At 59.5% G+C, this 15,000-nt stretch carries 7 protein-coding genes; 5 read left to right on the top strand and 2 right to left on the bottom strand.

The annotated features are described in order from the left end of the window. Positions 1 to 97 precede the first annotated feature (97 nt). Positions 98 to 796 carry a 3-keto-disaccharide hydrolase gene (locus WBG04_RS21990; protein WP_424317045.1) on the bottom strand — a complete coding sequence of 233 codons (699 nt, stop codon included), beginning with the start codon at positions 794 to 796 and terminating at the stop codon, positions 98 to 100. Positions 797 to 955: 159 nt separating this feature from the next. Between WBG04_RS21990 and WBG04_RS21985 the strand changes: the two genes are divergently transcribed. The 5 genes from WBG04_RS21985 to WBG04_RS21965 all read left to right on the top strand — a co-directional run bounded on the left by WBG04_RS21985 (position 956) and on the right by WBG04_RS21965 (position 12,017). After that, the gene (locus WBG04_RS21985; protein ID WP_424317043.1) at positions 956 to 2,566 is read left to right on the top strand and encodes a sulfatase family protein; all 1,611 of its coding nucleotides are present in this window, start codon (positions 956 to 958) and stop codon (positions 2,564 to 2,566) included. Between the two features lie 71 nt (positions 2,567 to 2,637). Further along, on the top strand, positions 2,638 to 5,307 hold the full coding sequence (locus tag WBG04_RS21980) for a PQQ-binding-like beta-propeller repeat protein (protein ID WP_424317041.1): 2,670 nt from the start codon (positions 2,638 to 2,640) through the stop codon (positions 5,305 to 5,307). Between the two features lie 79 nt (positions 5,308 to 5,386). After that, on the top strand, positions 5,387 to 7,099 hold the full coding sequence (locus tag WBG04_RS21975) for an FAD-dependent oxidoreductase (RefSeq protein ID WP_424317039.1): 1,713 nt from the start codon (positions 5,387 to 5,389) through the stop codon (positions 7,097 to 7,099). A gap of 293 nt (positions 7,100 to 7,392) precedes the next feature. Then, positions 7,393 to 9,339: a glycoside hydrolase family 2 protein gene (locus tag WBG04_RS21970; RefSeq protein ID WP_424317037.1), complete on the top strand. Its 1,947-nt coding sequence runs from the start codon at positions 7,393 to 7,395 to the stop codon at positions 9,337 to 9,339. A 47-nt stretch (positions 9,340 to 9,386) separates the two neighbouring features. Beyond that, positions 9,387 to 12,017, top strand: coding sequence for a PQQ-binding-like beta-propeller repeat protein (locus WBG04_RS21965; RefSeq protein ID WP_424317035.1), 2,631 nt, complete (start codon positions 9,387 to 9,389; stop codon positions 12,015 to 12,017). A 9-nt stretch (positions 12,018 to 12,026) separates the two neighbouring features. Here WBG04_RS21965 and WBG04_RS21960 read toward each other — a convergent pair whose 3' ends face one another. Then, entirely contained in the window at positions 12,027 to 14,915 is a 2,889-nt protein-coding gene (locus WBG04_RS21960) for a GH92 family glycosyl hydrolase (RefSeq protein ID WP_424317033.1), read from the bottom strand. Positions 14,916 to 15,000: the final 85 nt, after the last annotated feature.

The following is a 15,000-nucleotide window of genomic DNA, read 5'->3' as shown; positions in this document are numbered from 1 at the left end:
CGCGCACCGACCCGCCGCCAACAACAGGCACCATGAGGGCAATTCCCGCCAGTCCTCATAGTGATGACACCCGACCAGCAGCGCCTCCTGTGCTCACTCAATCCAAAACCTTCAACTGGATGTCCTTGTAGTAGGCCGTGCTGTCGGGATCGTGCCCTTGAATGGCGAAGGTGCCGCGACCCAGCTTGCGACCGGGCATGTTCTGCAGGGCTTTCGCCGGATCGAAGTCCTCCGGCTCAGTCCATTCAACGGTGGTCTTCCCGTTCACTTTCAGCGTGATGGTCTTGCCTTTCACGGAAATGTGATAGTCGAACCACTCGCCGTCAGCGTTCGGCGCTTCTTCCACAACGATGTCTTCAAGGCTGCCCGGAGGGGTCTTCTGGCCGGGTGCCAACACGAGAACATTCACGACGCCATAAAGACTGCCGGTTTTCTTCGGATCCTTGTGGCTGGCGTTGACCTGGCACTCGTAGCCTTTTGACGGCCAGCCGGAATCCTCATACTCCGTGTGGAAATACACACCGCCGTTCGCATTTGGCAGGGTCTTCACCTTGAGCTTCAGTTCGAAATCCGAGAACGCCGCCTTGCCATCAGGACCCATGTAAAACAGGTGGGCACGCCCGCCGCTGACTTTCAGGGCCCCGTCTTCAACTGTGAAGCAACCCGGCTTCTCCTCGTTCGACTTCCAGCCGGTCAGATCCTTGCCATTGAAGATGGGGACAAACCCGTCTTCGGCTGTCGCAACGGATGCGAGAAGGGCGAAGGCCGACGCCACAAGTAGGATCGCTTTTTTCATCACGGAGATTCAACGGAACGAATGGGCAGGTGTCGAGTTGTGAAGCGATCCCAGAGTAGTCCACAAAGTGATGACACGCAGGGTTATTCTTGGCAAAACGACGCACAAACCGGTTACTCTGGACTCGAACGCTTCAACCCAAGCATTTGCCGTCACATCATGAATCCATCAAACCGTTCCATCCTCCCAAGCCCGCCGGACAAAGCCGTCATCTCTGCCAGGCTTGCCGCCCGGGCTATTTCCCTGCTGCTCGCCTCCGCCTCGGCCCTTCACGCCATCACCCCAGTCCCCGCGGAAATCCTTCCGGAACGCATCCCCGGTGCGAAACCGCGAAATGTGGTCTTCATTCTCTCGGATGACCACCGCTACGACGCGATGAGTTTCCTTGGCCATCAATTCGCCGAGACCCCCGTCATGGACTCGCTGGCCGCCAATGGCGCTTACCTGAAGAACGCGCTGGTCACCACCTCGCTGTGCTCGCCAAGCCGCGCGTCCATTCTAACAGGCCTCTACACCTTCCGCCATCGGGTGATCGACAACAACCGACCAATCCCAAAAGGCACGGTCTATTTCCCGCAATATCTACAGAAGGCGGGCTTCGCCACCGGATTCATCGGGAAATGGCACATGGGTGGCGAAAGCGACGCGCCCCAACCGGGCTGGGATCACTGGGTCAGCTTCAAGGGTCAGGGCGAGTATCTCCCCCCCTCCCCCGACTACACGCTCAACGTCAATGGCAAGCGGGTGAAGCAGAAAGGTTATATCACCAACGAACTCACCGATTATGCCGTTGACTGGCTGAAGGAACAGAAACCTGCCGAAAAACCCTTCTTCCTCTATCTCTCCCACAAGGCCGTGCACGCCAACTTCACGCCCGAGGAGAAGTATGACGGCAAATTCAAGGACATCACCTTCAAGCGTCCCGAGACCGAGGCCAGCACCCCTGACAATTTGATGCAGCCCCGCTGGCTGCGCGATCAACGCAACTCCTGGCATGGTGTGGACTTCCCCTATCACAGCGAGCTCAACATCGAGCGCTACTACAAGCGCTACTGCGAGGCCCTTTGTTCGGTGGACGACAGTATCGGACGCGTTCTGCAGCAGTTGAAAGACATGGGCATTTATGAAGAAACCCTGGTGATCTATATGGGCGACAACGGCTTCATGTTCGGTGAGCACGGCTTGATCGACAAGCGTGTGGCTTATGAGACCTCGATGCGCGTGCCAATGCTCGTGCAATGCCCCGCCATCATCAAAGGTGGCACCGTAGTCGACGAAATGATTGCCAACATCGACGTCGCTCCGACCGTCATGGAGGCGATGGCCCTCAAGAAACCCGCACACATGGACGGCGAGAGTTTCCTGCCGCTGGCCGAAGGCAAAAAGATCCCGTGGCGTGAGCAGTTCCTCTACGTCTATTACTGGGAGAAAAATTTCCCGCAAACGCCCACCACCTTCGCAATCCGCAGCGACCGCTTCAAATACATCACCTACTATGGTCTCTGGGATGCCGACGAATTCTATGACATGCAGGAGGATCCGGAGGAATCCCGCAACCTGCTCTACGACCCAGCACACAAGAAGCAGGCCAAGCAGATGGAAAACAAGCTCTACCAGATGATGGGTGAACTCGGTGGGATGGAAATCCCGCTGAACCAGCCCTCTGGCGGCATCAACAACGTGCGCCTACGTGAGCGCGGTGGAGAGAAAGCTTCGAACTTCCCGCCACCGATGGTGGTGGACGAGCCGATTAACACGAATGCGAACTGAAACACCGGTCACACCCTGGCCTGTGAGAAGCATCAGCCAACCAGCGGCTACAGGTCCACCGGCACATCACCATGAAAGCCTGCCTATTGTCCTTCTTTCTAGTATTCACTCAACTGGGTAGCGCCGCCGATTTCTTTTCGAGTCGAAGTGCCGACATTGACCGTGTCCGCACTGAGATAAGGGAATCGCCAACCACTGCGGATAACTATCGCGAGAGGTCATTGCTCTTGTTTCTCTGGCTTGCAAGCTTGCAGCAACAAGGCGCCGACACGCACGCTTTTTTCGATGCCGACAAAGCTTACTACAGGCTGGAAGGAAGAGTGAACAGCACCCAGGGGCCAGCCAGAGACAAGGCGATCAAGGAGATGGGTGAAGCGATTGCCGAGGGCTATCAAGTGATGGAAAGTATCGCACGAAAACTAAAGGATGAGGGCGCGATCTACGAACCCTTCAAAGGTGATCCCAAAGGCTTTCCCGAGGGCGGCGATATGGAAGCGGATTGGCCGATGTTCCAAGGCAGCAAGCACAACACCGGCTACACCACGGCCCCCGGTCCGAAGACAGGAGAACTGGCGTGGAAATTTCCGGTCGGCCTCGGTTGGTATGCGCGGCCGACCGTCGAAGGCGATCGGGTCTATGTCGCCTCGCCCGGCATGCACACCACCAGCCTCTGCCTCGACCTCGAATCCGGAAACGAGATCTGGAAATCCACTCAGACGCATCCGCTTTTCGGCATCTACAAGTACCCGGCAATCATGTCCACGCCGGTGATTGCGGGCGACCAGATCATCCTGCGCGAGGTTAACAGCCACGGCGGCAACGAGGGTCAGGCACGGAACCTCGTTTACCTCGACAAGAAAACCGGGAAGACCCTTTCGCGGAAGTTCGCCGGACACATCGACTACCGCACGCAGCTGGCACCAGTGGCGAGCAACGAAAAATACACGGTCTATCCGTACGGGGTTCACGACATCTATGGCTCGCCCGCGATCTGCCAGAATTTCAACCGCCTGATTTGTGCGGACGCTGACAACAACCGCAAACTTTGGGATTTCAACGTCGGCGATATCGATGCCCTCGCCGAGCCGGTGGTGACCGAGGATCGCGTGCTGCAGGGCACCACCGAGGGCTACCTTTATTCGCTGAATCTGGCGGGCACTAACAAACATTCACTGGTCGCATGGAAATTCCATGCGGAGGGTGCAGTAAATACGGCGGTCACAGTAGCAGGCGGAAACGTCTATTTTGGATCGAACGGCGGCGTGCTCTACGCGCTCAAGGAATCCGATGGATCGCTCGTCTGGGAAACACGCGTGGAGGCACCCGAAAAAGGCGCGCGCAAGCAGTTCACTGTCCCGCTTTTCCTCGACGGGAAAATCTACGTCGGTGGGGCGAACAAGCATATCCATTGCCTCGACGCCAAAACGGGCAAGGTCGAATGGCAGGCGAAATTGACCGACTGGATCCGCTCCAAGCCGGCGATGACCTCCAGAGGTCTGCTGGTCGCCAGTGTGGACGGAAAGATCGCCTGCCTGGACAAGACGGATGGCAAGATCCAGTGGAGCAAAAAAATCTCCACCCATCAGATTTACTCCGACCTCGTCAGCGCCGGGGATTCCGTGCTGGTGAGCGACAGCGATCTTTGGCTGCGCCGCATCGATGCCTCGGGTGAAATTGTCTGGAAACGCAGTCTGCTGAACGCCTACGAGAACGAAGCGGGCCAGCGCATTTTCACCGATGTCCTTTCCGGAGGCACCTACTACCAGTCGAAGCCGACCGCTGCGGACGGCATGGTTTATTTCGGAAACGCGGCGGGGTTTCTCTTCGGCGTCGATGCGGACACGGGTGAGGAGAAGTGGAAATTCGAAATGGGTGGTGCCATCTCGGTGGGCCCGGCGATCGGCGAAGGCAAGGTCTTCGCCGGACAGCAAGGCGGCGAGCGGTTCTTCTACTGCGTCGATGCGAAAACGGGCGAGCTGGTCTGGAAGCAGACGGTTCCCGGCGGCTGGGTCTGGGGCTCGGCGGCCTACGACGATGGCATGGTCTATGTCCCGACCGTCAACGGATACGCCGTCTGCCTTGATGCGAAAACCGGCCACATCGTCTGGATGTATCCAACCGCCAAATCCGTGCCCGCGGAACCCGCCATCGACGGCGACCTGGTCTTTTTTGGTTCATGGAGCGGCTCGCTTTACGCCTTCAACAAGAAGACCGGAGACATCGTCTGGAAGGTGAACGGCATCGAATTGGATTCCGGAACGCTGATCGCCTATGAAGGAAAAATCTACGTGCCGCACCACTCGAAGGTGTTCATGAGCTTCGATGCGAAGACCGGAGCCATCCTGAGCGAAGGAAACAAGAATCCGCAGCACACCGGGAATTTCTCCAACTTCAACGCGACGCCCGCCTTCCACAAGAACCGCGCCTACTACACGGCGCGCGTAGGCATCGGCCTGCGCGGCGTGCCTACGGCCTCGCGGATCTATTGCGTGGATACCGAGAACGCCGAGGTGCTCTGGACCTTCCCCGACGGCGGTGGACTCTCCGCACCCGCCATCGCAAACGGCCGCGTTTACATCGGCTCAGGAAACACCCCTTTCTTCTACTGCCTCGACGCCCTCACGGGAAAGCCGCTGTGGATCCACAAGTTCAACCAGCGCGTCGAGGAATCCACCCTCTGCATCTATCGCGACAAGGTCTTCGTCCTTGCCGGGGATGGTTATGTGCACGCGATCAAATGAATCAGGCCTCAAAACCTCATGAACCACTGACATGAATATTCCACGTCCCTTCCTAAACTTCACGAGAACTCGCGATACAATGCCATCCTACGTCGCGAGATCTATCGGACTGCTGCTCTTGATCTGTGGACTTTCCCTGTCGGGCACCCTCGTCTGCCGCGCCCAGACGAACGCCGACGTCATCGTCTACGGTTCGACCCCTGGCGGCTTCTGCGCGGCAATCGGAGCTGCGCGCGAGGGCGCCTCGGTGATCCTGCTGGAACCCACCACCCACGTCGGCGGGATGAACACCGGCGGCCTCAGCTTCAGCGACTCCGACCAGATGTATCGCGAGCAGCTCATGGGACTGTTCCATGAATGGCACCTGCGCATCCAGAAGGACTACGAGAGCCGGGGCATCACCCTGCCCTACGATGTGAACCTGAAGAACCAGGACACCTGGTCCTACGAGGCGCACGTCGCGCAGCGCGTGACCGATGCCATGCTTGCCGAGGCCGGGGTGAAGGTGCTCACGGAACGCTACCTGCAATCGGTCACCAAGAGCGGCCCGCGCATCACCGGCATCGTCACCAGCAACGGCACTTTCACCGGCCGCGTCTTCATCGACGGCAGCTACGAGGGCGACCTGATGGCAGCCGCCGGCGTCGGCTGGCGCATCGACCGCGAAAGCCGCGCCGAATACGGCGAGTCCTACGCTGGTCGCCAGTATCCCAAGGCTCGCATGGACATCAATGGTTTCGACGACGAGGGCAAGCCCTTGCCGCTGATCACTGCGGTCGGAAAAGGCCCCGACGAGATCGGCGATGACGAGTTGATGGTTTACAGTTATCGCATTCCGATGACCAAGAATGCGGCCAACAAGGTCGCGATGCCGGCGCCGAAGAACTACGACCCGGCCCGTTTCGAGTTAATCCGCCGCTTCGTGAAACGCCATGGCGAGGGGAAAGTGAACTTCAGCTACCTGCCGGTGCCCAACGACAAGATCGACGCCAACAACGCGATCGGCTCGCAGTTTTCCATCGGACTGGTCGGTGGCGCGAAGGACTGGGCCGAGGCGGACGAGGCCGGCCGCGCGGCGATCCTTGAGGCGCACAAGCAATACACGCTCGAGTTCATCCATTTCATGAAAACGGATCCGGTCTTCAGTAAGAAGCGGCGCGACGACATCGCCGGTTGGGGACTCTGCGCGGACGAGTTTGCGGCCTACGGCCACTTCCCGCCCCAGCTTTACGTGCGTGCGAGCCGCCGCATGAAGGGCATGCATGTGATGACCCAGGCGGACATCCTCGACAAGCCCACGAAGCCGGATCCGATCATGGTCGCCTCCTTTCCGCTCGACTCGCATGACTGCCGCCGGGTGGCGATCAAGGGCGGCGGCGTGATCAACGAGGGCACCATTTTCCCGGTGCGCCAGATGCCGGAGCGGATCGGCTACCCGCATCATGTGCCTTATCGCGCCATCCTCCCGCAGCCGACCGAATGCGACAACCTGCTGGTGCCGGTGGCGCTGTCCTGCACCCACGTGGCGATGTCCTCGCTGCGCATCGAAGCGACCTGGATGCTCATCGGTCAGAGCGCAGGCATCGCGGCGGCGTTGGCGGCCGACCAGGACGTGGCGGTGCAGGATCTGCCTTACGCCAAGCTCAAGCCCCGCCTTGAGGCGCAGGGACAAGTGCTGACACTGCCCAAGGGCTTCAAGCCGTTCAAGTCGGCGAAAGGCACCGAACCCGACAAAAGCGGCGTGAAGAAAAAACCGCCCGTTCCAACCGGCAAACCGCCCAAGGGGGATTGATCCCGAAAAAGGCACCGACATGTTTCGCATCTTTGACAAATCGACCCAGAAGGGCGGTGTCAACATCCGCACTTCGGTGGAATCAATCCCAATCGGAGATCCCGCAGCAATTGTCGCTCGGGCAGGCCATCCTCGCAGCACTTTCCATCATCATGACCTCTAAAACTCACTTGCTCAATTTTCTAACAAACCTACCGGGACCGCATCTGTCTGCGGCCCGCGTATCCAGCCCGCCGTTCCCAACCGGGAGATCCCGCGCGGGGTCAACTCTCCGTCTTCTCATTACCCTATTGATGCTCGGCGCGCCGGGGTGGGCATCGGCGGGAGAATCCATTTCGGGCGAGACCAGCCAGTCGCTCGACGGCGTCTGGCGCTTCACGACCGATGCCTCGAATCCTCCGGAGTCGTGGGTCGACATAACTGTCCCGGGAAACTGGGACTCCATGCCTCAGTTTTCGACTTACGTCGGTGTCGGTTGGTATCGGCGGACCTTCACGCCGGACCCGGGCTTGCAGGGAAAATCGGTGCGGCTTCATTTTGGCGCGGTCTATCACGGGGCCGAGGTTTTTCTGAATGGCGCGAGCATCGGCACCCACGTCGGAGGCTACACCCCGTTCGAGTTCGACGTGACGGACAAACTGGTTTTCGGAAAGCCCAATGAGATCACCGTCAGCGCGGACAACACCTACAAGCGCGGCGCCTGGTGGCCTTGGGGCGGCATCAGCCGCAGTGTGAACCTGATCGGCAACAACCCGGTCCGCCTTGTCTTCCAGCACATTCACGGCGACCCGGATCTCGCGGCCGGCACGGCGCTTGTTTCCGTCAAATACCGCCTTCAGAACACCGGTGCCACCCCAGCGAATGTCTCCATCACTTCCCGCCTCGCCTCCTGGGACAAGGAACTCGTGAACGCCACCCACACGGTGAAGGCCGGGGAAACCAAGGACGTCACCGCGCAGTTCAACCTGCCAAAGGAGCAGGTGCGGCTCTGGCATTTCGATCACCCGGAATTCTATCATCTCGAAACCACCCTGACGGTATCCGGCGAGGTACAGCACGCGGTCAGCGACCGCTTCGGCATCCGCAAGATCGAGATCAGTGCCACCGAATTCCGCCTCAACGGCGAGCCGGTGCGGCTCGTCGGTTTCAACCGCGTCGCCGACGATGCGGGCGAATACGGCAACACCGAACCCGACGTGCTGGTGAATGTCGATGTCGACCTCATGAAGCGGGCCGGTGCGAACATGCAGCGTATCAACTGCGTGCCCCAGGCGACCAATCTCCTCAACCGGATGGACGAAAAAGGAATGATGATCGTCGTCGGCATCCCGGTCTGGGGCGACGATCCACAGACCACCGTGGTGGACAACCCGCTGACCAAGCAATGGCTCCGGGAAATGATCGAGCGCGACTACAATCACCCCTGCATCATCGGCTGGGAAGTCGCCAACGAATCCTATCAGTATCTCGGATACCACGAGAACATGATCGATTACGTCCGCAAGGAACTCGACCCGCACCGCCTAGTCACCTTTGCCTCTTGGAACAGCTACCGCACCGACGTCGCCGGCACGGAGAAGCATCCGGTCGAAAAGGCCGATCTCCCCATGATCAACATGTATCGGACCTTTACGGAAAAACTGTCCACCCAGACCGCCCGCTGGCCTGACAAACCGTTCTTCCTTTCCGAGTGCGGGATGTATCAACTCAAAGGCGGTATCGACGCTGATTTCGACCCCGGATGGATTCCCGGATGGGAATCCTTCGCGCGCGGTCAGTTCCCCAATCTGATCGGTGCCGGTCTGTGGTGTTTCAATGACTACCGCAGCAACTTCCGCAACACGCCGCCCACCGGCTTCCGGTCGTGGGGCGTGGTCGATCAGCACCGGAAGATCAAACCGGCCTATTACACGATCCGGAATCTGTACAGTCCGGTGGAAATTCTCAAGGTCGATGGCGTCACCGCCACGGTGAAGACGCGCCCGCTCGGCCACCTTCCCAGCTACACGCTCAAGGGCTACAAGCTGGTGTGGGAAAAGGGCGAACAAAAAGGGGAAATTCCCCTGCCCACCCTCAAGCCGGGGGATCCCGCCTGGACCGTTGACCTTCCCGTGCCGGGCGCGACCCTCAAATTGGTGACTCCGCTGGGATATGACATCGACGATACTATCGATCGTTCAAAGCAACGCCAGCACCACCGCTACGGCCCGGCCGATCTGCGAGACAGCTCTGTCGACTGAGGAAGAGATAAGAATCCGCCTGCTGAGTCGAACCCACACTTCATGCAATGATATACCTGACCTTTCGCCATTGGATCGGGGCTGCTGCCATAGCGATCCTATCCACGCTCCCCGCGCTGCGCGCCGAGCAGCCCTTCGTTCCCTCGGGCATCACCGAGATCGACGCCATGCGTCGTGATTTCGCGACCAACCCGATCACGCCGGAGAATGCCTCGCGCCGTCACGCTTTGATTTTTTCCTGGGTGCGGTTGCTGGTGCATCGCGGCGTGAACATGGAGGGTTTCCACGATGCCTGCGCCAAGTTCTCAGCATGGGGGCCGATCAATCCCTCGCGCTATGAGGCGATGGAAGGGGCCTATCAGGCGCTGGAAAAAATTCAGACCAACCCGAGCTTCATCGAGGAAGTGCGCGGCACCCGTGAGAAGCCGTCGCCCACTCAGACCGACTGGCCCGTGTTTGGAGGAAATCTCGAGCAAACTTGCCTTTCGCCCGATGCCGGGCCGCGCACGGGTGAGGCCGCTTGGAAGTTCCCCATCGGCATGTCCTGGTATGCCTCGGCGGCGGTTGAGGACGAGCGGGTTTACATCGCCTCGCCCGGCGTGACGACTTTGGCATATTGCCTCGATGAAAAAACCGGCAAGGTGATCTGGACCACACCGCAGGATGGCTTGCAGATTTATTCCGCGCCGCGCGCCAGTTCGACGCCAGTCATTCAGAAGGATCAAATCGTCCTCCGCGGCACCAGCGGCAGCTGGGAATATGTGGAAAAGGACAAACACGTTTTCTACATCGACAAAAAGACAGGCAAGGTCGAGCGGCAGCTGGATGCGGATCGTGTGGATTACCGGCGCGGCTGCGCCCCGATCTCGGGTAATGACGAGTATATCGTTTATCCTTATGGGCGGCTCGATCTCCGCGGCGCCCCCGCGTTTTATGAAATGCAGGACACCGTCGTCGTGCGCAAGGCCAACGGCGCTCCGTGGTGGACGATGCGGGTCGGCGACCTGTTCGGTGACCCCATCATCGCCGGCGACCACGTATTCGCACCGACCGACGACGGTATCCTCCACTCCCTCAACCTGACCGGGCCGCAGCGCATCGCCTGGACCTACGACGCCGGATCAGCGCTGCGCACGACGCCGGTGGCGGATGAGACGACCGTCTATGTCGGCGCACAGGACGGCACGCTCCACGCCCTCGATATTTCCGACGGATCCCTTCGCTGGAAGCTTAAGCTCAACCAAGGCGAACCCCGCGCGCAGCAGCTCTTTTCGCCGCCCGCCGTGCATGGTGGTAAACTCTACCTCGGCTCCGCCACGCGCAAACTCTACTGCATTGATATCAAGAGCGGCGAACTCGATTGGAAGGCCGCGACCAGCGATTGGATCCGCTCGCGCCCGCTTGTCGTCGCGGATGCCGTTTATGCGGCGGGGCTGGATGGCAAGGTCACCGCGTTTGATTTGCAAGGGAAACAACGTTGGTCGGTCTCGGCCGGACATCACCCTATCTTCGCCAATCTAACCGGCAGCGAAAATGGCATCCTCGCCAGCAGCTCCGAGTTGTTCCTATTTTCCCTCGATCCTGCCACCGGCAAGCAACAGTGGAAGCACAGCCTGCTGCAATGCATCTATGAGGATGGTCGCCGAATCCTGGCGGATGTCGTTGCGGCGGGCGGAGATTACCAGTCGCCGCCAACGGTCAGCAAAGGCAAGGTCTTCGTCGGGGGGCCGGATCGTTTCGTCCGTGCGATGGACACGGAGAGCGGAAAAGAGATCTGGCGATACGAAGCTTCCGGGCAGGTCTCCGGCGCGCCGACCGTCCACGATGGCCGCGTGTTCTTCGGTCAGCAGGGTGGCAATGATGATCTCTACTGCGTGAGCGAAGCTGACGGCAGACCGCTTTGGACCGCGCAACCCGGCTGGGTCTGGACGACCTCCACCCCGCACGACGGTCAGCTCTACACCGGCACCGTGGACGGCAAGATTTTCGCGCTTTCGACAGAGGATGGAAGCACCCGATGGATGCGCCCGACCAATGGCGGCATCTATCCCTCCCCCGCGGTCAGCGAAGGCCTCGTCTACACCGGCTCGTGGGACGGTTACTACTATGCGCTCGCTGAGGAAACCGGGCGGACGGACTGGGCCTATGCCAAGGAAGGCGTCGACTACCGCCGGGGCGGCGGGCCCGACTCGGCCGCCGCCATTTTATGGAAAGGCGATCTGCTCGGGCGAATCGTGCCCAACACCCTGGTATCACTGGATCAACTAACAGGGGAGGAAAAATGGCGTTTCAGCGATCCGACCCGACCCAAGAAGGGCATGAACGCCACCGCCTCTGCATCCGGCGACAAGGTCTTCATCTCGACCACGGTCGATCACGACGGCATGCCTTGCGGCGGGCGTTTGTTCTGTCTCGATGACAAGACCGGCAAGATCCTCTGGCACTACACCGGCGCGGGCGGCTGGACCGGGTCGGTTTGCACGCCGGACACCGTCATTTGCGGTTCCTCCACCGATGTGTTCATCAGTTGCCTGGCCACCGAACCGAATCCCGATGGAACCCCCAAGGTGCTCTGGCGCACCCGCGTCGACGGCATCTTTCACGAGTCCATTCCCGCGATTCATGGCGACCGCGCCTTTATCCTTTGTTCGGATGGGTATCTCTATGCGTTTGAATAAGGGCAGCGCTCACTCTTGGCTCGCCAGTTCCTCGATCTCGGGAGCGGTCAAGACCCGGTTGTAGATCCGGACTTCATCAATCAGGCCGTTGAAGATTTCATCGCCTTCCGGGGTCCTCGCCTTGCCGATGAGAAGATCACCTGGTCCGCAGCGTTGTTGATACCCTCCACCTGATTGGAACAGCCTTCCATCCACGTAGAGACGAACCTCGGCGCGAGCGTTTCCCTTCGGTTCGTGAACGACGGCCCAATGAAACCAACGGTCCGGCACCACGGTCCCGATATCGATGCCTGCCCCTCCACCGGTATGCCATTCCCCATCGCCACCAATCCACATTCCCAGCCAGTGGCCCTGATCCCGGCTTTTGGTCACCACGCCCTGCCAGCCGCTGCCACTCTCGCTCGCCTTGATCCAGCCCGACATGCTCCAGACATCATTGGGGCCGAAACGAAACAAGTTGGAATCCCCACTGACGCGGATGAAATGATTTCCGCCGCTCACGTCCAGCGCATTGCCAACCCGGCCTGGCACACAAGCGACCTTCCCCTCCACACTCCCGTCGTGACCGTTCCCGGAAACGTCCGATCCGATCTCTTTGAGTGACTCGAAAGACCAATGGGCGAGAAGTCCGGATTTCAGACTGGAGGTTGAACCGGTATCTCCCGAGGTTCCGATGGCCCAAGCATGGTTGGGGGCGGATGTCATTTCAAAGGTCAGCTCCCCTCCCCCGGTAATCTGAGAATGTTGAAGAGAGGTTTTATTGAAATTTATATCATCTAACTTGGCGCCGCGAATGTAAGGGCGCTGCGGGCCGTTGGCCTTGGCGTTTACCACGAAGGTTTTGCCGTTGGGCAGGTGGATCGTCGCCCTGTCGAACAGCGGGCTGCCAATCTGATATTCCGTGGTCCCGGGGCAGACAGGATAAAAACCCAAGGCGCTGAAAACATACCAAGCCGACATTTGACCAGTGTCCTCGTCGCCGCAGAAACCGTCCGGCGTGGGATGATAAAGGCGGTTCATCACTTCGCGCACCCGAGCCTGGGTTTTCCATGGCTGACCGGCGTAGTTGTAGAGGTAGGGCATGTGCTGGATCGGCTGATTGCCGTGTGCGTATTGCCCCATGTTGAGCGCGACCATCTCGGTCATCTCGTGGATCATCTTGCCATAGCTGCCGACGTTCACATCGGGTGGCGTGCAAAAGACGGCGTCGAGTTTTCTGGCGAAGGCCTCGTCGCCACCCAGAAGTTGGATCAGGCCCGGCACATCTTGAAAAACGCTCCATGTCCAGTGCCATGAGTTGCCTTCGGTGAACGGGCCTCCCCACTCGATGGGATCGAAGTCTTCGCACCAGGAACCATCCGCCTTGCGCCCGCGCACGAAGCCCAGTTCGGCATCGAAGACATTCTTGTAGTTCATCGCATCCTTGGCAAACTCGTCCGCCTCGGCATCGCGACCAATCGCGCGTGCCAGCACCGCGGCACAGAAATCGTTGTAGGCGTATTCCAAGGTCTTGGCGGTGGCCTCTTTGAACTCAGGAAAAGGTACATAGCCATTTTTCTGATAGAAATCCGCACCGTCGCGGCCGATCGAGCGGATCTTTTCCGGTGCCTGCGTGTTGGCATCGTGCACCATCGCGTCCACCGCCTTGTTGGCATCGAAGCTGGTGATGCCCTTGACCCAGGCGTCGGCCATCAGTGAGAAGGAGTGGTTGCCGATCATGCATTGACGATGTCCGGGGCTCGACCATGAAGGGAGCCAGCCGCTCTGCTCATAGGCTGCTAGATTACCTCGGAGGATCTCCGCACTGATTTCCGGGAAGAGCAGGTTGTAGAGCGGATGCGAGGCGCGGAAGGTGTCCCAATAACCGGTGTCGGTGTAGAGTGTGCCCTGATGAACCTTGTCGTCGTAGGGACTGTAATAGACCGGCTTGTCATTTTCATCGAATTCGAAAAAGCGGTGCGGAAAAATCACGCTGCGATACATCGCGCTGTAGAAGGTGCGCTGTTGCTCTTCGGTGCCGCCTTCGACCTGGATGCGGTTCAGCGTGGCGTTCCATGTGGCATCGGCCGCAGCGAGGACGGCATCGAAATCCCGCTTGCCGATCTCGCGGTCCAGATTGCGCTGCGCCTGGGCGGGACTGATATAGGAAGACGCAACCTTGCAGCTGATCGCCTCGCCTGCGGCGACATTGAACTTGAGATAGGCCCCGACATGCTCGGCGGCGAGCTTGGACTTGCCTTCATGGACGGCTTCCGGAGTCCAGGTGCCATGCGCCTCGAAAGAGCGGTCGAACTCGATCACAAAATAGTTGGCGAAATTTTCCGGCACGCCGTCGCGGTGGCTGCGGCAGATACCAATGATCTTGTTTTCCCCAGGGATGATTTCCACTTCGGAACCTTTGTCGAAGGCATCGAGCACGATGTAGCCGTCGCCACCCTCCTCGAAGGTGAAGCGGAAACTTGCTGCTCGCACGGTCGGCGTCACCTCCATCGTCGCCTTCCAGGTATCGAGACGGACACTGTAATAACTCGGCCACGCGATCTCCGTTTCATGACGGAAAACCGAAGCGCGATCCTCCTCGGTCACGGCGAGCTTGCCGAAAACCGGCATCAGCGAAAAATTCGCATAGTCGCCGATCCAGGGGCTCGGTTGATGTGTCTGCCGGATACCGCGGATCTTGTTCTGGCGGTATTGATAGAAGAATGGATCGGCCGCCGGCTGGGTGTAGGGTGCCCACACGTTCATCGGAAACGGCAGTGCGATGGCCGGATAGGTGTTACCGTGCGAGAACTCGCGCACGGAGTCGGTGCCCTGCAGGGGATTGGCGAGTTGAACCAGCGAGGTCGTCTCCGCCGCCGTTGCGCCCTGAAAAAGCAGCGCCAGAATTGCGAGTTTCATCTTCATCATGGAGTTCGGAGTTTGAAATCAGGATAGCGCAGGTTGGGTGTCGGGCGCGGAGGCAACGAATATCGGACGGCACAAG

It is taken from the genome of Haloferula sp., from assembly GCF_049672945.1.
Classification (GTDB): domain Bacteria; phylum Verrucomicrobiota; class Verrucomicrobiia; order Verrucomicrobiales; family Akkermansiaceae; genus Haloferula.
The sequence above is the reverse complement of the archived record's forward strand: the minus strand, read 5'-3'. Positions and strand labels throughout refer to the sequence as shown.